The 20,720-nt window shown below is 45.9% G+C and carries 20 protein-coding genes and 1 tRNA gene; 13 read left to right on the top strand and 8 right to left on the bottom strand.

Annotation, left to right across the window (positions count from 1 at the left end; all coding sequences use genetic code 11):
- Positions 1-110 precede the first annotated feature (110 nt).
- Together QUA10_RS18930 and QUA10_RS18925 are read right to left on the bottom strand one after the other, a co-directional pair.
- A complete protein-coding gene (locus QUA10_RS18930; RefSeq protein ID WP_333083993.1) occupies positions 111-275 on the bottom strand; it encodes a hypothetical protein in 165 nt (54 codons plus the stop codon).
- A gap of 108 nt (positions 276-383) precedes the next feature.
- Positions 384-773: an AbrB family transcriptional regulator gene (locus tag QUA10_RS18925; RefSeq protein WP_333060228.1), complete on the bottom strand. Its 390-nt coding sequence runs from the start codon at positions 771-773 to the stop codon at positions 384-386.
- Between the two features lie 265 nt (positions 774-1,038).
- Here QUA10_RS18925 and QUA10_RS18920 point away from each other — a divergent pair, with 265 nt between their 5' ends.
- From QUA10_RS18920 to pyrR, 4 genes are all read left to right on the top strand, one after another.
- Positions 1,039-1,482: an Rrf2 family transcriptional regulator gene (locus QUA10_RS18920; RefSeq protein WP_333077293.1), complete on the top strand. Its 444-nt coding sequence runs from the start codon at positions 1,039-1,041 to the stop codon at positions 1,480-1,482.
- A gap of 37 nt (positions 1,483-1,519) precedes the next feature.
- Positions 1,520-1,921 (top strand): GFA family protein, encoded by a 402-nt coding sequence (locus tag QUA10_RS18915; RefSeq protein WP_333083994.1) that lies wholly within the window; start codon positions 1,520-1,522, stop codon positions 1,919-1,921.
- 108 nt (positions 1,922-2,029) lie between these two features.
- Entirely contained in the window at positions 2,030-3,109 is a 1,080-nt protein-coding gene (gene cbiB, locus QUA10_RS18910) for an adenosylcobinamide-phosphate synthase CbiB (protein ID WP_333084042.1), read from the top strand.
- A 267-nt stretch (positions 3,110-3,376) separates the two neighbouring features.
- On the top strand, positions 3,377-3,910 hold the full coding sequence (gene pyrR / locus QUA10_RS18905) for a bifunctional pyr operon transcriptional regulator/uracil phosphoribosyltransferase PyrR (protein WP_333083995.1): 534 nt from the start codon (positions 3,377-3,379) through the stop codon (positions 3,908-3,910).
- Between the two features lie 432 nt (positions 3,911-4,342).
- On the opposite strand, the gene QUA10_RS18900 is transcribed toward pyrR, so the two are convergent.
- Positions 4,343-4,415, bottom strand: a tRNA-Ile gene (locus tag QUA10_RS18900).
- Between the two features lie 185 nt (positions 4,416-4,600).
- On the opposite strand from QUA10_RS18900, the gene QUA10_RS18895 reads away from it, so the two are divergent.
- Positions 4,601-5,290, top strand: a complete 690-nt coding sequence (locus tag QUA10_RS18895; protein ID WP_333083996.1) for a hypothetical protein — start codon at positions 4,601-4,603, stop codon at positions 5,288-5,290.
- A gap of 68 nt (positions 5,291-5,358) precedes the next feature.
- Positions 5,359-6,837 (top strand): hemolysin family protein, encoded by a 1,479-nt coding sequence (locus tag QUA10_RS18890; RefSeq protein ID WP_333083998.1) that lies wholly within the window; start codon positions 5,359-5,361, stop codon positions 6,835-6,837.
- 7 nt (positions 6,838-6,844) lie between these two features.
- On the opposite strand, the gene QUA10_RS18885 is transcribed toward QUA10_RS18890, so the two are convergent.
- Complete coding sequence (locus tag QUA10_RS18885) at positions 6,845-7,459, bottom strand: hypothetical protein (RefSeq protein WP_333084000.1); 615 nt, start codon at positions 7,457-7,459, stop codon at positions 6,845-6,847.
- Positions 7,460-7,799: 340 nt separating this feature from the next.
- On the opposite strand from QUA10_RS18885, the gene QUA10_RS18880 reads away from it, so the two are divergent.
- A complete protein-coding gene (locus QUA10_RS18880) occupies positions 7,800-8,129 on the top strand; it encodes a hypothetical protein (protein ID WP_333084001.1) in 330 nt (109 codons plus the stop codon).
- Positions 8,130-8,366: 237 nt separating this feature from the next.
- Here the strand turns inward: QUA10_RS18880 and queC are convergent, their stop codons facing one another.
- Positions 8,367-9,041 carry a 7-cyano-7-deazaguanine synthase QueC gene (gene queC / locus QUA10_RS18875; RefSeq protein WP_333084002.1) on the bottom strand — a complete coding sequence of 225 codons (675 nt, stop codon included), beginning with the start codon at positions 9,039-9,041 and terminating at the stop codon, positions 8,367-8,369.
- 312 nt (positions 9,042-9,353) lie between these two features.
- Positions 9,354-10,688, bottom strand: coding sequence for a cytosine deaminase (locus QUA10_RS18870; protein WP_333084004.1), 1,335 nt, complete (start codon positions 10,686-10,688; stop codon positions 9,354-9,356).
- 318 nt (positions 10,689-11,006) lie between these two features.
- Between QUA10_RS18870 and QUA10_RS18865 the strand changes: the two genes are divergently transcribed.
- The 4 genes from QUA10_RS18865 to QUA10_RS18850 all read left to right on the top strand — a co-directional run bounded on the left by QUA10_RS18865 (position 11,007) and on the right by QUA10_RS18850 (position 15,937).
- Positions 11,007-11,915: a class I SAM-dependent methyltransferase gene (locus tag QUA10_RS18865; RefSeq protein ID WP_333084005.1), complete on the top strand. Its 909-nt coding sequence runs from the start codon at positions 11,007-11,009 to the stop codon at positions 11,913-11,915.
- 358 nt (positions 11,916-12,273) lie between these two features.
- Positions 12,274-13,521 carry a GTP cyclohydrolase II gene (locus QUA10_RS18860; RefSeq protein WP_333084007.1) on the top strand — a complete coding sequence of 416 codons (1,248 nt, stop codon included), beginning with the start codon at positions 12,274-12,276 and terminating at the stop codon, positions 13,519-13,521.
- Between the two features lie 89 nt (positions 13,522-13,610).
- On the top strand, positions 13,611-14,693 hold the full coding sequence (locus QUA10_RS18855; RefSeq protein ID WP_333084008.1) for an adenylate/guanylate cyclase domain-containing protein: 1,083 nt from the start codon (positions 13,611-13,613) through the stop codon (positions 14,691-14,693).
- A complete protein-coding gene (locus QUA10_RS18850; RefSeq protein WP_333084009.1) occupies positions 14,690-15,937 on the top strand; it encodes a URC4/urg3 family protein in 1,248 nt (415 codons plus the stop codon). Before QUA10_RS18855 ends, QUA10_RS18850 begins: the two co-directional genes overlap by 4 nt.
- A gap of 241 nt (positions 15,938-16,178) precedes the next feature.
- Here the strand turns inward: QUA10_RS18850 and QUA10_RS18845 are convergent, their stop codons facing one another.
- On the bottom strand, positions 16,179-16,751 hold the full coding sequence (locus tag QUA10_RS18845; RefSeq protein ID WP_333084011.1) for a DUF4360 domain-containing protein: 573 nt from the start codon (positions 16,749-16,751) through the stop codon (positions 16,179-16,181).
- A gap of 610 nt (positions 16,752-17,361) precedes the next feature.
- Between QUA10_RS18845 and upp the strand changes: the two genes are divergently transcribed.
- Both upp and QUA10_RS18835 read left to right on the top strand, forming a co-directional pair.
- Positions 17,362-17,997, top strand: coding sequence for a uracil phosphoribosyltransferase (gene upp, locus QUA10_RS18840; protein ID WP_333084012.1), 636 nt, complete (start codon positions 17,362-17,364; stop codon positions 17,995-17,997).
- Between the two features lie 319 nt (positions 17,998-18,316).
- A complete protein-coding gene (locus QUA10_RS18835) occupies positions 18,317-18,463 on the top strand; it encodes a hypothetical protein (RefSeq protein ID WP_332946242.1) in 147 nt (48 codons plus the stop codon).
- Between the two features lie 304 nt (positions 18,464-18,767).
- Here the strand turns inward: QUA10_RS18835 and QUA10_RS18830 are convergent, their stop codons facing one another.
- Positions 18,768-20,687, bottom strand: a complete 1,920-nt coding sequence (locus tag QUA10_RS18830; RefSeq protein WP_333084014.1) for a hypothetical protein — start codon at positions 20,685-20,687, stop codon at positions 18,768-18,770.
- Between the last annotated feature and the right edge of the window lie 33 nt (positions 20,688-20,720).

Below are 20,720 nucleotides of genomic sequence, written 5' to 3'. Positions count from 1 at the left end.
CTAGCTCAACCAAACCTGCTTCTTGCCTGGAACCTCGACCATCGAAACTCAACATTCATCCCTTAAATCCGCTATACAATCCCTTGGTGAACATCCATGCGTTACATCCGTTACATCCGGTAACACAATCCGTTGCCGAACTTCTCTTTAAAAGCTACGCGGAAAATCCCCCGCTTGTCCAAACGGATAGAGCGAGGGGCGAGAATAGGTATTCTCGGAAAATATAAAGTAGTGGCAGTGGCTGTTGTCGAGCCATTGCCATCTATAGAAGCCATACTGTTTGAGGCTCACAGAAAGATTTCAGAGCCAATTGTCTGCTTGCAGTCAATACTTGAAGCCAAACCAACCTGTTCAAGCAAGAAGTCAAAGCAAGTCGTAAAGGCCTAGGCTACTTCTTCTTCTCGATCAATTTGGCGCAGGTGAATGTGCTTGCGTCCCAGAGAGATTTCAAATTCATCTCCTGGTTGGAGTTCCATCTGTTTGGTGTAGGCAGCTCCAATCAGTAAGTTGCCGTTAGATTGAACGCTAATCCGATAGCTGGCAGAGCGTCCGCCACGTCCATTGCCGTTTTGCTTCCCGTCTAGCTGAATGCCTTCTGCATCAATCAGCGCATTCAGGAATTTCATCATGTTGACCCGTTCTACGCCGTTCTTGGTAACGGTGTAGTAGCCACAGGCTCTAGCTTTTTCTTCCTTGGTAAGGTTCTCTAGGTCTTTGACCTTTTTGATCAGATCTTCGCCTTCAAGGGGTTCGATATTTTTCTTTTTAGCCATTTACTGAGTCCTGAAATATTCAACTGGTGTACGGATTTTTTCTCGGTTGGTTTTTGGTTTGACCAAGAAACTTTAGCTTTATAGCTGGTCGTAAAACTATATTACACTGATCGGCTCAATTGTTAACCACTATTATCTAAATATTTTTAACAACCTGCAGTATTTCTTGAGGAGTAGCTGCAACCGATGCGAGCAATCTCTAAACTCGGTAGCATAAGCTATCAGCTATCAGCTAGCTGAATATTTGCCCCGCTCTTAAAATCCCATGAAGTTAACCACACGCGGACACTACAGTGTCAAAGCATTACTGGATCTAAGTTTGCAACCTCGCTATGGCCCGACATCGGTGAAATCGATAGCGAAGCGACAGGAGTTACCTGCTCCGTATCTAGAAAAATTGCTGATTGAAATGCGACGAGCCGGTTTAGTCCAATCTGTTCGGGGTTCCCAAGGAGGATATCAATTGGCCCGCCAGCCCGCTCAAATCTCTTTAGGACAAATCTTAGAGGCTGTAGGTGAAACTATTGAACCTTTACCTCGACATTTTCCCGACGCGACGCAAGCAGAGGACTGGGTAACATTCAGTTTGTGGAACCGATTGCACAAAAAACTTGCCGAAGCGCTGTACAGTATTTCCCTCGAAGACTTATACTATGATGTCCGCAGTTGGCAAGCGGCTCTTGGGGAAGAAACTAGCTTTATCATTTAAATGGTAAGTTCATTCATTCGATCGCCAGCAAGCACACATGGACGCAACACTTGTTACTTACTTTGGTGGCTGTCACTGCGGAGCTGTCCGCTTCCGTGTCGCCGTTGACAAACACGAAGCATCAGATTGCAACTGCTCTATCTGCAAAAAGAAGGGATTTTTGCACCTCATTGTGCCGCCGGAACGTTTTACCTTGCTCAGTGGCCAAGATGTTTTGACCACCTATACATTTAATACAGGAACTGCTCAACATACTTTCTGCGGAATTTGCGGCATTCACTCGTTCTATCGCCCCCGATCGCATCCCGATCATTTCGATGTCAACGTCCGCTGTCTTGACGACGATGCCATCAAACACTTTCAGATACTACCCTTTGACGGTGTTAATTGGGAGGAGAACGTATACTTGCTCCGCGACGAAAGTAATCTCAGCAGTTAAAATTGCTGCTAAAAAATTAAAGTCCCCAAAGGTAGCAGCAGTTAAAACCTGCGCTACCATTGCGATCGCTCCTGGTCGGACGGACTATCAAGTTTGACAAAATATATAATGATGCCGGATGAATTTCCTGTTTTGATTTTAGCTGCGGTGTTGGATTATTCGATCGGCGATCCTTGGGGTTGGCCGCATCCCGTGCAGGCGATGGGTTGGGCGATCGACCGCTATACTCGACTTGTCTTTAATATATGGAATAATCCCGCAGGCAAAATGCCTGAAGCAGAGAATCGTCCCGCTGGCGATCGGCACAAACTGCTGCTACGATGTGCTGGTACAATACTAGCGATCGGGCTGATTCTAGGCAGTTATACTGTCAGTTGGTCGATCGTCCAAGCTGCTAGTTGGGTGCATCCTCTTTTAGGTATTGCCATACAGACCATTTTGCTGGCAAGCTGTTTTGCAGGTCGCAGTTTGAGGGCGGCTGCAGAGGATGTGCTAGCACCTTTAAATGTTGGAGATTTAGTCAAGGCGCGAGAAAGGTTGAGCCTTTACGTCGGCCGGGATACCGAAAACTTATCCGAGCCAGAAATTCTGCGAGCATTGTTAGAAACTGTAACAGAGAATGCAGTCGATGGCGTGACAGCACCGCTATTTTATGCCTTACTTGGGTTCGCTCTGCCGCATCTATTATTAAGTGTTACCGGTTCGCAGATCGATCCTAACTCGATGTGGGCGAGTGCTATAGTCCCCTTGGCGATCGCTTACAAAGCAGCCAGCACATTAGATTCTACGATCGGCTACAAAGAAGCGCCATACACAGATTTAGGATGGTTTAGCGCCAAATTAGAAGACGTGCTGACGTGGATTCCTTGCCGGCTAACAGTGATTACTTTAGCCCTTATATCTGGCAAACCGATTTACATTTGGCAAATTTGTCAGAGAGATGCTGTTAAAGATGCCAGCCCCAATTCCGGTTGGAGCGAGTGCGTTTACGCCGCCATCTTGGGAGTACAACTAGGAGGTACTAATTCCTATCGCGGAGTTCTCAAACACAAACCGCTGTTAGGCGAGCCGGATCACCCTATCACAGCGCCGCTAATTTGCCAAGCATTGCAATTAACTCGGTATTGCTTTCTGATTTGGTTGGGACTATCATTGCTTTTTTATACCTTATTATGTTTGAGCCGCTAACTGATGACCTCACCCGAACAGTCCAGGAGACATAAATAACGTATTTCTGTCATTGTTCGCCCGCTTGCAAGCAATCGCAGCATCTGCTTTTCATCCATTCGGGCTAAGTCCAGCAGAAGACAGAGATCAGCCACCGACAGGAGCAAAAAAAAGTTTTGACCTTTGTTCAAACCCCCAGATTCCTCTGTCAAGTCAATCTCAAATCTCCAATCTCCAATCTCCAATTGTTCGATATGCCAACAGCCAACAATTAGCTTGCAGCAACCCATGACTAAAATTATCGAAATTTTATCCCCTGATGAAGTGAGGCGCACTCTCACCCGCGTCGCTTCCCAGATTGTCGAAAAATCAGGGAATCCCTCGGAGTTAGTGCTGTTGGGCATTCATAGTAGAGGAGTGCCTTTAGCTCAAATTTTGGCAGATCAAATTGAAGTCCTTGAACAAGTCAAAGTACCCGTGGGCGCTTTGGATATTACCTTTTACCGAGATGACTTGGATCGAGTTGCGATGCGGACACCGGCTAAAACAGAAATTCCTTTCGATTTGACAGGCAAAACCGTGGTGTTGGTAGATGACGTTATATATAAAGGCAGAACGAGTCGAGCGGCTTTGAATGCGGTCAACGATTACGGGCGGCCGGAAAAAATTTGGTTAGCGGTATTAGTAGATCGTGGCCACCGAGAAGTACCGATTCAGCCGGATTTTACGGGTAAAAAGTTGCCGACTGCAAAGGAAGAACAAGTTAAGGTTTACGTTCAAGATCTCGACGGGCGCGACGGAGTAGAGTTAATTAAGGGTTGATACGATTTTAGATTTTAGATTTTAGATTTTAGATTTTAGATTGGGCACAACTGAGTGTTAAACCAACTCAAGCTAAATAAACTAAGTATAGCAATCCTAAATGATTCAGTAGGGGCAATCCCCCCGTGCCTACCCCCTATCTATCGGGCAACCACGGGGGGATTGCCCCCGTGCCTACCCCCTATCTATCGGGCAACCACGGGGGGATTGCCCCTACGATAATTATGCAAATGATTTAGGATTGCTATAGGGTGCGCTGTAAGTAGCGCGTCAAACCACTTTTTGCGTCCATCACTGAGCAAAATACTTCGTTTCCGCCCGCTGACAACGTAAAAAACCAGGTTTCTACCAGAATAGGGGCTTGGGTAAGCAAGCCTCTAGGAAGAAACCTAGTTTTTCGCCGTTGCGCGGAGCGTCTTGATTTATTGAAAATCGGCAGTGCAGGAGTTGAACCTGCCTGGGGCGAATTATGAGTTCGCTGCCTAAACCGCTCGGCCAACTGCCGTTAAATCGATTTCTTCGATCTAACTCAAAATGAATTATAACATAATTTCTCAGTCCGTGCTAGAACTAGAGAACAAAAATCAAAATCTTTAGATCTGCTGAGTCCCGATCGCCTGTTAGCCAATGTTAGGCAAGCCGATCGACCGGGCAAAGCAGTTTCTAGGACTCGGCATAAACTTATAGGCAATGGCAGTGAATTCGACGGTAGTTCTGACTCTAATTCTGCTCGCTCTCATGTTTGGAGCAGGCGTGACGAGTTCTGTTTGGGGATTTACTATAGGTCGCGAAGCCTTGCAAGGAACGACTCAACCCGATGTTCGTCCCAGCAACAATGCTGGCAGCGGCAAGCCTGGAAAGACGGCTAGTAAAGACCAAGTGAGCATTTTGAAAGAAAAAGACATTCTCACAACCGTCAAAGCACGGGTAGAAGGTCGCGATCCCGAAAAAACGGCCGGGGCAAATACTAAAACAGAGAAGGCAAGCTCTAAACCAGCCGCGGCCAAAAAACCCGCTGCACAAAATGCTAGCGCCAAGTTTCCTCTGAACAGTCGCGACGGAGGAATAACCCTGGAAGTGAGCGCGGCCAGTCAGCGCAACAATTCCATGCTGCTAGACGTGAGCATGAAAAATGAAGGCTCCCAAGCTGTGAGGTTTCTCTACAGTTTCTTGAACGTCACTGACGATCGTGGCAGGGCCCTGAGCGCGACTGCCGAGGATTTGCCGTCGGAACTGCCCCCCAACGGGCAGGTGTTTTACGGTACGGTGAGTATTCCCACAGCTTTGCTGGAAAATGCTAAAGAAGTTTCGCTGACGCTGACAGATTATCCAGGTCAAAAACTTCAGTTGCAAATATCTGGCATTCCAGTGGCGAAGTAAAATAAAAGAAGACCAAACCTGCAGAGGGATTCTCAGGTTTGATCTAGAAAGTTTTTTTAGGGAGCATTGTGTCACTTTTAGGGGCGAGAGTGCAGGAGATATCTGATTTACCCGCGATGAGTTCGACAGAGGTGCTGTCGCGGTTGCTGTCAGTGCTGTTGCTGATTGCGATTAATGCTTTTTTTGTGGCGGCTGAGTTTTCGATGGTGACGGTACGCCGATCGCGCATCAATCAGTTAGTGGAAGCTGGCGACGTTGCAGCTTTAACTGTGCAATCTTTGCAGCAAAGTATTGAGCGATTGCTCTCGACAATGCAGTTGGGAATCACTCTTTCTAGTTTAGCTCTCGGCTGGATTGGGGAAAGTACGATTGCCGTGCTAGTCCGAATGTCGATCGGCTATTTGCCGCTGCCAATTTACATCAAGTCGGCGATCGCCCATTCTTTTAGCATATCAATAGTAACTTTTTTGTTGCTAGCTTACCTGCAAATCGTACTGGGCGAACTCTTTCCCAAATCTGTAGCCTTACTGTATTCCGAACAGCTAGCCAGAACTTTAGGGCCTCCGAGTTTATTGATTGCCCGTGTGTTCAAGCCCTTTGTGTCGTTTCTCAATCAATCTACTCGATCGCTCTTGCGGTTTGCGGGCATTGAATACGATCTAAGGCATCGCCCGGTTACTCCCGAAGAACTGCAATTAATTATAGCTACTTCCAGCGAATCGAGCGGCTTGGAAGCAGAAAAGCGAGAATTGCTCAACAACGTGTTTGAATTTGGCGAAGTTTGGGTAGAAGAAGTAATGGTGCCGAGGCCTAGCATTGTCGCACTTCCCAAGACAGCAACCTTTCAAACTTTGCTCGACGAAATGGCGATTTCTCACCATTCCCGCTATCCCGTGACGGGAGATTCTTTAGACGACATTATCGGCATTATTGGCTTCAAACAACTTGCGAAACCCTTAGCTGAAGGTTTGCTATCTCCCGACACGCCAATTTTACCTTGGATGGATTCGGTGAGGTTTGTGCCGGAGATGATGCTGCTGGGGGAACTGCTGCCTTTGATGCAGAGTTCGTCGGAAGAAATTGCGATCGTAGTCGATGAATTTGGCGGCATTTCCGGGTTAGTGACGCTGAGGGATTTGATTGCCGAAATTATCGGCCGCAGCTACGAGTCGCCAGACAGCAAAGAAATTGCTTTGCAAGTATTAGACGATCGCACTTTTTTGGTGCAAGCGCAGTTAAATTTAGATGATGTGAATCAAATATTAAATTTGGATTTGCCAGTAACTGACGAATATCAGACAATCGGAGGTTTTCTGAGCTATCAGTTGCAAAGAATGCCGGATGTGGGGGAAGTTTGGCGCGGCGAAAATGTGGAACTTACGGTTGTTTCTGTGTGCGGGCCGCGGTTGGATCAACTTCAAATTCACTTGTTGGAAGACGCTGCGGGCGATCGAGCTTTAGATGAAGTTGCAGCAGCCGATGAGGAAGTTGCGGGGAAAGGGCGAAAGAATAGCGGGTTGAGTAGTGTGGGAAAATTTTCGAGTTAAGAGTATTTTAGCTAATGCCTATATAATCTACTCGCTCAAAGTCGCTGCGTACTAAATCATCTAAGGTTGGGCCTTTGGGGCGCAAATTAATGCGATCGCCCACCTTCACATTTTCGTAATGTGCGTAGGGAATATAGATATCTTGCTCCTGCATAAAAGCGTAAGTAAAGCGAAAGGCACTGTCAATGTCCTCAGCTTTAACCTCGCGAAAATCAGATACGAATAGAAAACTTATTTCTTCCTCAAAGTACAGCATCTCTGCAAATGCACCTCCGTCGTAGCAGTTATAACCAATATAACCGCAAGTGTCGCTGCATTTGTAGTAGATGGCGCGAGTGGATAGGAAGTTAGAAAGGGTGATAGCATCTCCTTCTCCAAATACAAGGCCACCGGGCTGATACTTCACTTGTTCAACGATCGTCCAAGGATGTCCTCGGAACTGAAAAACAATATAGCTTTCGGCGGTAATTTCGATTTCGCGATCGTATATATCCCGTTCCCAGACATCCGCACGTCTCGCCCTACTAAACCTTTCCGTCACTGATTCAATAGGAGCGCGAACGAGAAGTAGATTTTGGTTTCTGTCAATTGATTCAATACCTCGGCGCTCTTCAATAGACATATTTTTCACCATTAAGTAAACTATAATAATATTTAATTACCAGTAATAGTGAAACACTCGTAATTACCCCTCTTTTGTCACTCTGGGAAATTAAAAATGAGAACCAAATTTTCAACTGTAGATATATCAAGGATTTGAGCATTTATTTTCTAACAGAATGGCCCAAATCAAGGTTTTTGGTAAAAGTCTTATGCTATAACCATCCCAGATTATTTTCTGCCGAAAGTGACAAAAGAGGGTTACAGCACATTCCAGGTTAGTCAAGTACACCACGAGCGCTCGTAGCTAGAAACCCAGCAAAAGTGCTGTAATTTCGGTTTTTTATTCTATCATTATTGCTATGAAAGCTCAAGAACTTTATCAACAAGGATTCGACCTCGGTCGCAGAGAACTGTATAAGGAAGCTGCTGAATCTTTTACTCAAGCAATTAATCTCAATCCTGACTTTGTAGAAGCTTATATTATCCGTGCTCGTATTCGATCTGTAATTGGAGAAAAACAGGGGGGAGTTGAAGATTTTCAGAAAGCGATAGATATCTACAGGGCTAGAGGACAATCGCAAATAGCTGATATGCTTTTAGTTCCATTGAATTCGCTGCAAAATGAAATTAAGTTTGAACAGGAAGACCAGGGTCAACCGGAAGTTGAGGATGAGCCGGAAGGTAAATAAGTATTTGGCTGATTCAAAACTAACTAACAATCAATTTTAAAAATTTTAGTTGTGTAGGAGTGACGCATCAAAACCTTCATAACCGGTTTTTTTGCCGCTTCTGCCATCTGTAATATACCTCTCCAGAAAAGCCAGTCTTGAACAGGCAAGATGCCTGTTCCACAATTATTGGAGAGGTCTAATGTATTGTCTGTCGCGAAAAAACGCGGTTTCTGGGCCGTCGCGGGTCAGTCACGTTTAAGCATAAGCCACCGGATCTTTAAAGCCCAATTCCTCAAAAGCCGCCAGCCGCAAGCGACAAGAATCGCAAACACCGCACGCAGTTTCGCCGCCTGCGTAGCAAGACCAAGTTTGCTCCCAAGGCACTCCCAATTTGTTACCCAATTGAATAATTTCGGTTTTTTTAAGTTCGATCAAAGGTGTTATAATATTAATAGCATTTCCTTCTCTGCCCTGCTTTGTTCCTAACCGAAATACTTCCTGCATGGCTTGGATGTAATCGAGGCGGCAGTCGGGATAGCCGGAATAATCTAAAGCGTTGACACCGATGTAAATGCGATCGGCTTCTAGGGTTTCTGCGTAGGCGAGGGCAAAGCTGAGAAAGATCGTATTCCTAGCAGGAACGTAGGTACTGGGGATGTTTTGAGACATTTCTCCCAGAGTGCGATCGATCGGCAATTCCATCTGATTATCCGTCAAAGCCGAACCGCCCCACAGTGTTAAGTCAAAGTTTACTATCTGATGTGCCTTAACACCGGCCGAAAGTGCGATCGCCCTTGCTGATTCCAACTCCTGCCGATGTCTTTGCTTGTAGTCAAAGGAAATAGCGTAACACTCGCAGCCGTCGGCTTTGGCTTGATACAAAACAGTTGAGGAATCCAGCCCTCCCGACAATAAAATAACTGCTTTCACTTAAAACATCCTCAATAAAATTAGCTTTTATATTTATATCAAATTAGTCGCAAATTGACAATAATAATAGTTGTGTAGAACATCTAAATGTAGCTTAGGCCCTGCACAGCTTACCTAAAAATTAACTGGTTCCCAGGCAGAGCCTAGGAACCGAGATCTAGAGGCTCTGCCTCGCATTACGGTCAGGAGAAGTGGAGGCAGAGCCTCCAGATATACGTTACCAGGCAGAGCCTAGTAACGAGTAGAAAGAAAATTCATCTTTTGTGGAACAGGCATCTTGCCTGTTCTTGATATTCCTGCAAAATGTCAGATTTAAATTGCTAACAAGTCGTCTAGTTCGCGGTAATCGGGCAAAGTTGTATCAATTTTAATGCCCTGCCGCAAAACTGTGCGATCGCCCTGCGCTCTAGATAACAATTCGCTGAAATTCCGCGCTTTAAACAAAATTAAATCAGCAGGTAAACCAACCGCAATTTTTCCTAGATTCGGCAATCCCATTAAGTCTGCTGGTGTTTTTGTGACTGTGCGCGGCCAATCTTCCCAAGGTCTATCTAAATGGGCGATGCGGACTGCCATATTAAAAACTTCCAAAACATCATGGTCGCCAAATCCGTAAAACGGATCGCGACAATTGTCGCTAGCAACTGCAACGGGAATTCCTGCTGCTTTGAGTTCGTGCAGCAGTGTCACTCCCCGCCAGCGCGGTGTATGCTGAGATTCTCGGTCTTGCAGGTAAAGGTTGCACATCGGCAAGCTGACAATGCCAATATTTGCTTCCTTGACTAATTCCAGAGTTTCTGTTACTAAATCTGACGGTTGTACGGCTAAACTACAGCAGTGTCCGCAGATTATTTGACCCCCAAATTCATGGCGGATGGCGGTTTTTGCGACTTCCCGCAATGTTACTGAATCTGGATCGTCGTTTTCGTCGGTGTGGAAGTCGAGGTTTAAATTTCGTTCTTTGGCTAAGGCAAAAACTCGATCGAGTTGTTTGTCTAAGTCGGGGTTGATATAGGCGACGCCGCCGAGAATGCCGCCAATTTGGGCAATGCGATCGGCTAATTTTTCGCCTGCGGGTGTCAGGTAATAGTCGAGGGAAACCAAGGAAGCTGCTTGTAAGATCAGCCGATCGCCCCATTCGGCTTGCAGCGCTTCAAATACTTCTAAACTAACGGTTCCCTGTTCGCCCGCGCTGTCGATGTGAGTGCGGATGGCCTTGGTTCCGTGGGCGTAGCTGCACTTGAGGCCAAATTCCATTCGCCGGTAAACATCCTCTGCATTCCAGTTTTTTTGGGCATCAGCGCCTACCGCTTCGATAGCGCTGGCAAAAGTTCCATCGGGATTGGGCGATCGTTCCCAAATGTGACCTTTGTCTAAATGGGTGTGCATATCCACAAAACAAGGCCAAACTAAGCCGCCCTGCAAATCTATAACTGGGATATATCCAGAGGAGGATACAGGTTTTGTACCTGCTGGAGTAATGTGGGTGATTTTCCCTGCTGCAATTTCCAAATCCACCAAACAAAAATTGTTCTCACTCCCCGTTGTCGCCACAGTACAAGCTGAGAGGGCGATCGATTTCATCTCTAGAAGAGACGCGGGCACGCGAGCATTTTTGAGCAAATAATTAGATGTACTTGGCAACATTAATTTTGTGAGTTAGTATTTTCCTAAGAATTTGGCGCAACCGCAAAAATGCTACCGACAATCATTGTCTGTTGAGCGTCAGTTGTCTTATCGGTAACAAATGCTACCTTCTCAGTCTAACCATTTAGACATAAAATTGTACAACGCCGATCGATCGGGGGTCGAGGGCCAACAAGCCGAGCATCTATAAACACTGATTTGCAAATAAACCTAGTTTTCGATCTGCTTGCATGGGTGTACTCTACCAGCTCAGCTAATGGTAATAAATTGTGGTCGTTCCACTGCCCTTAGCAACTGTACAAATCGTGAAACTGAACCATGCAAAAATTTACAAAGTGCCCAGTTTGCAGCTCCCAAAAAATCAGCTTTCTCTACACAGCGGGGACAGCACGCCACCCTAAAGAGGCTCCTAAATGGTCAGTTTACGGATGCGAAGATTGTGGCTTAGTATTCGTAAATCCCCGCCCGACATGGGATGAACTGAGCGATTATTACCCCGAGGGCTGGCAGTGCTACAATACTTACGTACCAGACGAAGAAGACGTAGTAAAAGAAGCCAAAAAACTCAATGAATACCGACACATTCCTATCCCTGTAGGCAAGCGGCTGTTAGACGTAGGATGCGGGGGAGGTTCTATTATCCAAGTCTTCAAAAAACTCGGAGTTAAGGTGGCAGGAATTGAGCCTAGCTCCTCAGCAGCAGCAGCAGCCAGGGAATGCGGTATCGATGTTTTCACTGGCACTGTAGAAGAATACGTTGCAGAAAAAGGTACTGACGAAAAGTTTGATGTCATACTCTGTTCACACGTTTTGGGAGCAACGCCTTTGCCTGCAGAAACACTCGACTGCATGAGGCAATTGCTGGCTCCAAACGGTTACATTTGGGTGGCTGTACCGAACGCGGACAGCCCATACGCGCGGCAACTGGGCTGGCGCTGGCACAGCACCGATTATCCTTACAATCTGATCGGTTACACTCCAAAAACCTTGGCTCTAGCCGGCGAAAAGGCAGGTTTGGCAATTCAGCGAAATTACACATACTCTTTGCCGGATAGCCTTCGTTACTCTATCTGTTTGTGGCTGCGCTATCGGTGGTTTGTACCGCACAAAGTTACTCGCTTGTTCCTTTCTGAAGAACGTGTTGATCGCATGGCGAAGGAATTGGACTCGCGCGGCGAAGGTGAGGGAATTATAATGGAATTCTGTCACCCTCAAAGCCTGGATTAAGACGTTTTTACCAAAAGTATTTGATTTGAGATTTGAGATTTGAGATTGAGTGCACGTCGGCGACTCAGAATCTCAAATCTTTTTTTCTCGCACATATCTTAAAACTTCAAAGTTGGCGTTGGGCAGTTGTGCTGGCTTTGGTGTTGGCTATACTGGGAAAGATTGAACTCTGGACTTATATCAAATCCGACGAAAACCTCCTGTTATCGTGAAACCCAAGCCGAGAAAAGGTTGTGTGTGGGTAGCGCGATTGTTTCCACCCTGGAGGTGTGTACTGTTGGTATCATAAATCACTGCTTCAAATTGCAATTTCACTTTCAACTAACAGCAGCATCCATAGTAAGAGCCAAAAACAACTGTGTCAAAACCCAAGCATATAGTTTTAACATCCCATCCCGACAGATCCGGCACAAAACCTCATCCCATCCACTGGGGAGAAATCGATCCGCTGAAACGGGGGCCTGTGATTGGCAGCCTTACCAAATCGTCTCACCGGAATGCGATCGGCACTCATTCGGGTTCCTACTCTGTTTATCGCGCGCTAGCAGTTGCTTCCGGCGCACTCCAAGCAGATCACCGCCCCGATTTTACCAACACCTCTCCGGCCGCACACATCGGGCCGCACGTGAGTTGGGGCGATCGCAATTTGATTGTTTCTCTCGATCCCTTTGGGGGTTTGGTCAGCGAAGTTTATACTTCATTTATCCAGCAAGGATACGATATTCGACCGACAATTGCGGTCACTAAAGCTCACATTAATATGCCGGAATTGCAAGATGCCATCGCTAAGGGGCGAGTGCAAATTGATGGCAAAATAGTCAAAGCAGGTGGCAATTTAGCAGTAACTAAAGTTGCGATCGATCCGGTGTGGTATTTGCCGGGAATTGCGAGGAGGATTGGGGCTCAGGAAAGCGTTCTCCGCCGTGTCCTGTTTGAGCAAACAGGGGGAATGTTCTCGGATTTAGTGACGCGGCCAGACTTACACGTTTTCTTGCCACCAATTGGCGGAACTACGGTTTATATTATTGGCGATGTCGCGAATATTTCTGACCCGGATAAGCAGTTGGCGGTACGGGTACACGATGAATGCAACGGTTCTGATGTCTTCAGTTCCGATATCTGCACTTGTCGCCCTTATTTGGTACACGGGATGGAAATTTGCATCCAAACGGCACAATCAGGCGGTTCTGGGGTAATTGTTTACTTCCGTAAGGAAGGGAGAGCTTTGGGGGAAGTGACTAAGTTTTTGGTGTACAATGCCAGAAAACGGCAGGAAGGCGGCGATCGCGCTAATGCCTATTTTACACGCACTGAATGTGTGGCGGGAGTTCAAGATATGCGGTTTCAAGAACTAATGCCAGACGTGCTGCACTGGTTGGGGATCTCTCGAATAGACAGTTTAGTTTCGATGAGCGATATGAAATACAATGCGATTATCAATTCTGGCATTCAGGTGGTCGATCGCATCCCTATTCCTGAAGATTGGATTCCCGCAGATGCACAAGTCGAAATTGTCGCCAAAAAAGCCGCCGGATACTACACGCCTGACCCTGTGCCAGATGCTACAATTCTTGCAGAAGCGATCGGACGCGATTTAGGAGATTAAGAGGGCAAAGACGCGACCGATGGGACGCGAACAATCGCGTCTTTGCTAAATGAAATTTATTGCTGGTTTTTGATCAGTCAGGGTAGGTTATGGCTAATTTGCGTTCTAGTGTGATCGTAAAAACAGATATTTGTGGATATACCGCCAGAGTCAAAAAATTATCTCAGTCGGACTTAAGTAGTTTGTTGAACGAGCATAAAACTTTTGTTTCAGATATTAGCGCCAGAAATGAAGGCAGCGTGATCAAAGGGGAAGGTGATTCATTTTGGATAATTTTTCCCAGCGTCACAGCAGCGGCAGTAGCAGCCATAGAAATGCAGCAAGAATTGAGAGCGCAACAATCTAGCAAAGCGAACGACGAACGATTGGCTATTCGCGTGTCGATTACATTAGGAGATGTCTTGCATCAAGATAAAGATATCTTTGGCGATACGGTGAATTTAACAGCGCGCATAGAATCAGTAACTCCGCCGGATGAAATATATTTGTCCCAAGCAGCATGGCTGGCGCTCAACAAAGCAGAAGTGCAAACGTCTTTTGTCAACGAGTTTTCTTTGAAAGGGATGAGCGAACCTGAAAAAGTATACAAAGTTGACCAAAGTTACAAAACGCGAATCATCAAGAATCAAGCAATAATTAAAGCAGATTTGAGAGGTTTTATAGCTTATCAAGAATCTAATTCTATCAAAGATGTGGAATATTTGCTCACCAACTTTGATACTTTTGAAAAAACAATTTGCGAAGAATACGGTGGCACAATTCGCAGTATTGTTGGGGATTCGCATTTGTTGACTTTCCCGGAAGCTCACTCAGCCTTAGCAGCAATGGAAAGTCTGTGCGAGAATTGGAAACTTTTTATTGACGCCAATCAAATACCTTGTGGCTTGTCCGTGGGAGTTGCGAAAGGAAATCTATATATATTTAGGTCTTGCACTTACGGAAAAGATATTCACATAGCCGACAGGCTGGAAGATTTAAGTAAAATAGTATCTCCGGGGAAAGAAAAAAACTCGGTGATAGTTTCCGATCAAATAAAACGCGAAGTCAGTGGGTCGAAGTGGGAATATAAGCTGATCAAAATCGATAAAAATGCGATTTTAGATAATCTTTTAGATTACAGTCAGTTTGACTTTTTTCAAGAAAACGATGTTTACCGCTGTTTGGTTGTATGAAGTTGCACAATTTTGAGCTTGAGATTGTAGAATATCTGAGAACGCCGGCTGCTATTCGCCAAAAGTGCGATCGGCTTTTTGATTTAGCCAGCCAAGACAAACTTCGCTACTTCCGCGTCGATTTATCCCAACTCGACAAAGCAGCAAATTATGTAATTGACACAACGCGCCAACACTATCCCGATTTTAACATTCCCTTTCACAGTCGCTGGCGACATTTTGAAGCTGGCAACTTGTCGCGACTCGCCGAATTAGATGCAGCTTTAGCAGAATTTGCACAGGTTGAAAAAGCTAAGATAAAATTTGATTTAGCAATTGTCAGCGTTTTGCTCGATGCCGGTGCTGGTGCAGATTGGCAGTATTGTGAACCAGAAACCGGGCAGGTTTACCGCCGTTCTGAAGGGTTAGCAATAGCCAGCTTGCGGATGTTTTGTCAAGGTGTTTTTTCCAGCAATCCCGATTTTCCTTGGCAAGCTGATTATCGGGGACTTTCTGAATTAAAACTAGAAACCTTAGCTGCTGGATTTCAGGTAAGTCGAGACAATCCGCTAGTTGGTTTAACAGGCAGATTAGAATTACTGCAGCGTTTGGGAAATGCGATTTGCCAGCATCCATTATTATTTGGTAGCGCCAACCCGCGTCCCGGCAATTTGGCAACATACTTGCTCAACAGTGGGGTTTCGGGAGGCAAAACTGTGAATGCTTCTGAAGTATTGAGCGCTGTTTTGACAGGTTTTGGGGAAATTTGGCCAGGAAGATATGCAATTGGTGGCGTTAATTTAGGCGATGTTTGGCGGCATCCGGCTTTAACAGGAGAAAATCTGGGAGATGAATTCGTGCCGTTTCACAAACTATCGCAGTGGTTGACTTATTCGCTGTTGGAACCGCTGCAAGAACTTGGTTTAGAAGTCGCGGGATTGGATGAGTTAACGGGATTACCGGAGTATCGCAACGGCGGTTTATGTTTGGATATCGGGCTGCTGCGGGCAAAAGATTCGGCTATTTTTGAGCAGAGTTACTTGCCTGGTTCGGAAGTTATAGTAGAATGGCGATCGCTGACTGTGAATCTTTTAGATAAAATTGCCGCAGCTATTCGAGAAAAGCTGCACTTGACTGCGACAGAATTGCCGCTGGTGAAGATTTTGCAAGGAGGAACTTGGGCGGCGGGGCGGAAAATTGCGGCAGAATTGAGGGCTGGTGGAGTGCCACCAATTCAGATTGAAAGTGACGGCACTGTGTTTTAGAAGGAAGAAGGAAGAAGGAAGAAGGAAGAGGGAAGAAGGAAGAAGGAATAGGGAAGTTCGGCAACGGATTCTATAACGGATGTAACGGATGTAACGGATGTCAGGAAGAAGGAAAAGGGAAGAGGGAAGAAGGAAGAGGGAAGAAGCAAGAAGGAAGAGGGAAAATTATCCCCTCTTCCTACTTAAAATTCAAAATTCAAACCTGAAAACTATACCTCACACTACACTCCCAACAAGCTGCTTAGCGGCAAGTGCGATATTTGACGTGATAAACTAAACCGCGATGAGCCAAATCGAAGGAGTCAACGGTGGCCATGCCGGCACCGCGGGCTGTCATTGCAGCATTTACTCTCATATTTACACTGTCACCACAGCGAGACCAAACATTCGCTACAGTGGCTAAACTATCTCGAACATTGTAGTTAGTTTCGCCACTGAGATTCCGATTAAAAACTGGGCCGCGAGTTCCAGCGAAAAAGTATTCTGCTCGCAGGTTGCCTGTGGTTTTAGGAGCCACGTAGCCACGATAATCAGCATCGTAGATAGAAATTTGGAAGCCTTGGGGTACTTTGATGGGAATGCTCAGGTTGCAGCTTTTTCGGCTTTCTGCTGAGACATTTCCCAGGGCTGCAAACTTGTCAAATAGGATGGTCAGTTCTTGACCGTCTGGGCTGACGCTGACGCTGGCGGAGCGATCTGGGCAACCGCTACCGCCGTAGCTTGCACCTAAAATTTGAACGGCAGGATTAGCCAAGGCGGGGCTGATAGAAGCAGTCATTAATGCCGTAGCTAGCAATAGTTTTACAAACTTCATGGATGTTCTCCTTACTTCATAAGTAAAGTTGTGTGTTAGGAGCACCCTAAAAAATTGGAACTGAATTTAGGTAATGTTTTTTAGACGGGGATGTAACGGCTTTCATGTGGAAAAATGAAAAGCCATTACAGCTAAGCTTATGACCTCATGTGAAGTTCCTAGTCAGGTTTTTTCAATTAGTTAATTAATCGAAAAAATAGGTTTTCTGCTGATACTTTCTATGATTCATGTCTGCTCCTAAAAGTTCCGGAAGATTTCGGTGCGAAACTCCGGATCTGTGTTAACAGGCTTGGACGGATCGTGAGAAAGCGAGCGAGACCAGTCGGGAGGCTTTTGTCCCCGGACATGCGTTCCCAGGCAGAGGGCCGGAAGGAGAGGAAACGAGAGAATGACATATTTGTGTATTTTCAAACCTCGCATATTTAGTGTCGCGCTGCGCGGAAAAAAGGCAAGTGTAGAAGCGAATTTTATTCGCGCGGTATTCCTGTTTTAAATACAGGTTTTATATAAGTAGTCCTGGATGCAGGGGTCACAGAAACCGATTTTTTTTTCGTCAAGAAGGCGTTGATGGCTGATAAGTTAGAATAAAGCAAATTAATTATTCAAAAAAATGAGTGCTAAAGTTACTGTCATTGACCATCCTTTGATACAGCACAAGTTAACTCTCATGCGGCAAACTCAAACGAGCACGGCGAAATTTCGCCAATTGCTGAAAGAGATTGGAATGCTACTAGCCTATGAAGTGACGCGAGATTTGCCGCTAAAATATGAACTAATAGAAACGCCGATCGCCAAAATGAATGCACCGGTGCTGGCTGCAGAAAAGAAAATTGTGATTATTTCGATTATGCGCGCTGGTCAGGGACTGTTAGATAGTATTTTAGAGCTGATTCCGTCTGCGAGGGTAGGACATATTGGTTTGTACCGCGATCCGACAACTCGGATGGTGATCGAATATTATTTCAAAGTTCCCCAGGATATCGAACAGCGAGATGTTTTAATTGTCGATCCGATGCTGGCTACTGGTAATTCAGCAGTGGCGGCAGTGGATAGGCTGAAAGAAGTTAATCCGAAGTCTATTAAATTTTTGTGCTTGCTGGCGGCACCGGAGGGAGTGGGGCACTTTCACGAACAACACCCTGACGTGCAGATTTATACGGCTGCTGTTGACCAGTGTTTGGACGAGCACGGGTATATTGTACCCGGACTCGGAGATGCGGGCGATCGGCTTTACGGCACTATGTGAATTCAATAAAATTATTTTCTGCTGTATATGCCAATACATTCATTTAAAAATAAGTTTACTAACATAAGCATTGGTTTGATAGTGCCATACAATGTAAATTGTAAAATTTTAATGTCAAGAAAAGCCTATATATAACAAGGGTTGTAGGGTTTTCTTACATTTAATTCGTAAATTGCATAATCTAGATGTATTTACTGCATTTGATGGTTAAATTCTCTGCCTTTAGTTTGATTAATTGCAAGAATTAGTTATTAAAATAGATGTATGATGCTAACCGTTTGCGATCGACTACTAACATTTTCTGACGAGGGAAAAAACAATGGAGACTACAGCACAGAAAGAAGCCCCAACTCAGCCTGTTGAAGAAGTGAAAATTCAGAATATCAACAGTTTGGAGTTTGAGCTTTGGGCTAAAGCAGTGAAACGCCAGATGATTGCAGCACTCTCTAAAAAGGGCGCGATTTAAGAGCTCTGGGTTTTTTGTGTGCAACTTGTGTTAATTAAATTAACAAAATTTTTGTCTGCATTGTTGTCCAAGAGCGATAAGTGGAGAGGGGAGGAGTTGTGAGATTGCGCCTCTTTCGGAGTTGCGGGAGGGGGAGAAGAAAGCATTTTCCTTATTCCTAGTTTTGGACGCACGGGTGCAAGGAAACCGGGTTTTTTTACGAAAATACTTCTGTTGCAATCGGCAGAAACGGTAAAAAACCCCGGTTTCTTTGTGTCAAGAGTGCCTCCGGGACTGTTATATCTGCCGAATGCTTTCTCCCAGATTACGATCGCTTGTCAACCGCCGCCAGCAAGCGCAGACTTCCGTCTTGAATCTGCACTGCTTTCACCGTTCCTACAGCAACTCTTTGTTGACCGTTAGCCATCGCTACCTCAATTTTAATCTTGGGGTCAGCCTGTAATCCTAGCCGCCCCCAGAGCCACTTGACTTGAGTAGCAGGAAAAGAGCTCACTTCTACATCAGAAAATGGCGAATTAACCCAGCGACTACCATCGTAAAAACTCGCTACCTGCACCTGATACCAAACTTGTTCTCCTGCCAATTTTAACTCATTGTTGGGTTCTGGTTCCAGCCACTCAGCGGGATTGACACTGTTAATTAAAGTAGCAGAACCCATAATTTGACTTTTGTGGGCTTCTAAACTTTCAGCCTGAGAAACTGCTTCCTGAAGTTTGTTGACCAAATTCCGAATTCGAGTTCTTGTTTCGCTGTCAGTATCTGATTGCTGGTCGAGCCAATTCATCGCCTCACGAGTTCCGTCTTGAGATGCTACAATCAGGGCGCCCCAAGCCTTGACATCGGCGTCAGCGGCATTCACTCTCAAGGCGGCGTCTATGCGGTTCCAGATCCGCCCGCTGTCATTTTTGAGGGTTGTGGCTATTTCGTGACTGTTACTCGGATCGGCTTCAAATACTTGCAAAGCTTCGGCCCAGCGGCCGTCGATCAATTCTGCGAGAACTTGTTGACCGGGACTGGCCCAAGATGCGATCGCCTGAGCCCGAGTAATTTTAGCGTGAAATTCGATCGTTTCTAGCTGAGCTTGCGCGACTGCAGGCCAATTTTTGCCAGCTTTCCCCTTCGCCACACGCATGACATTTAATGCTGGAGACCACAGGCCGCTTTTGGCAAGTCGCAGCCCATTTTTGTAAGTCTCGTCATTGAAGGCAAATTCTTCTAAAGAAATCGCCGTTAACTGAACTGGGTTCGGCAAAAATTTGCGCGGGCCAATTTGATAAAGGGTAAATTGTGGCTCTAAACCAACTGTTTGGTCGATCGCCAATTGTGGGTTTTCCCCCTTAACAATTTGCTGCCAATTCGGCGGTTGTCCGGCCGCACTCGCCCACTCCAACAGCGGCATTAAATGATTTTGGCTGGGGTTGTAGCGAACGACTTGTCCGTAGGGAATTTTCCTGTCGTCGCGCTTTAGTTGACCGCTGACATTAAACCAAATGCCAGAGGCGGGGGGCTTTCCGTCAAAGCGGCGCAGTTCTGTTAGGGGTAGGGACTGATTCGAGGCTTGATTGTCAGATGTAGAGTCAGCTAAAGAAGTAATGACAAAAGATTCCGCAGGGCCTTCTAGATTCACAGAACTTGCTAGCTGAAAATACTGCTCTTTATCGGAACTGCGATCGGGAAGCTGCACCCGCTTGTACACCCGAAGTTCGACAATTTGACGACAAGGATTTTTGCAAACAGTAGAAGCCTTAACAGTTCTTTCTACCATTACCGGCAATAGCAAATCGGAAATAGAATTATCGCGGGATTGATCGACGGGAAGCGGCAGGGGTTCTCCGGTTACGAATCCCAATTTGCGGATGCTGGCTTTGATTTGATCGAGAGTTTGGATCGAATCTCTGCTACCTGTAGGCAGGCGCGACCATTCCGGCACAAACTGAGAGATCAACCTGTTGCCATTGGGATCGACAATTAGCTGATAACTCAGCCAAGCGCCGCCTCCCATCAAAGCTGCACAGCCAGCCAAGACGCTGAGGGCTGTCAAATTAGCTACCAGTCTTTTCCAGGGATATCTGGCGCGAGTTCGGGGAGTAGGTATGGGAAGTTGGGACTCTTGAAGATTTTTGGGGCGTCGGGTTTGGCGACGGCGTCTTGTCGGAGGAGGATCAACTTTGCGATTTTCTGGGGGTAAGGCTCGATTTTTTGAGGGGTTAATTTTGTGTTCCATCGTCCCATTTTAGAATTTAGATTTTAGAATTTA

This window comes from Microcoleus sp. Pol8_D6, from assembly GCF_036700965.1.
Classification (GTDB): domain Bacteria; phylum Cyanobacteriota; class Cyanobacteriia; order Cyanobacteriales; family Microcoleaceae; genus Microcoleus.
This window is presented reverse-complemented; position numbering and strand designations above follow the sequence as displayed.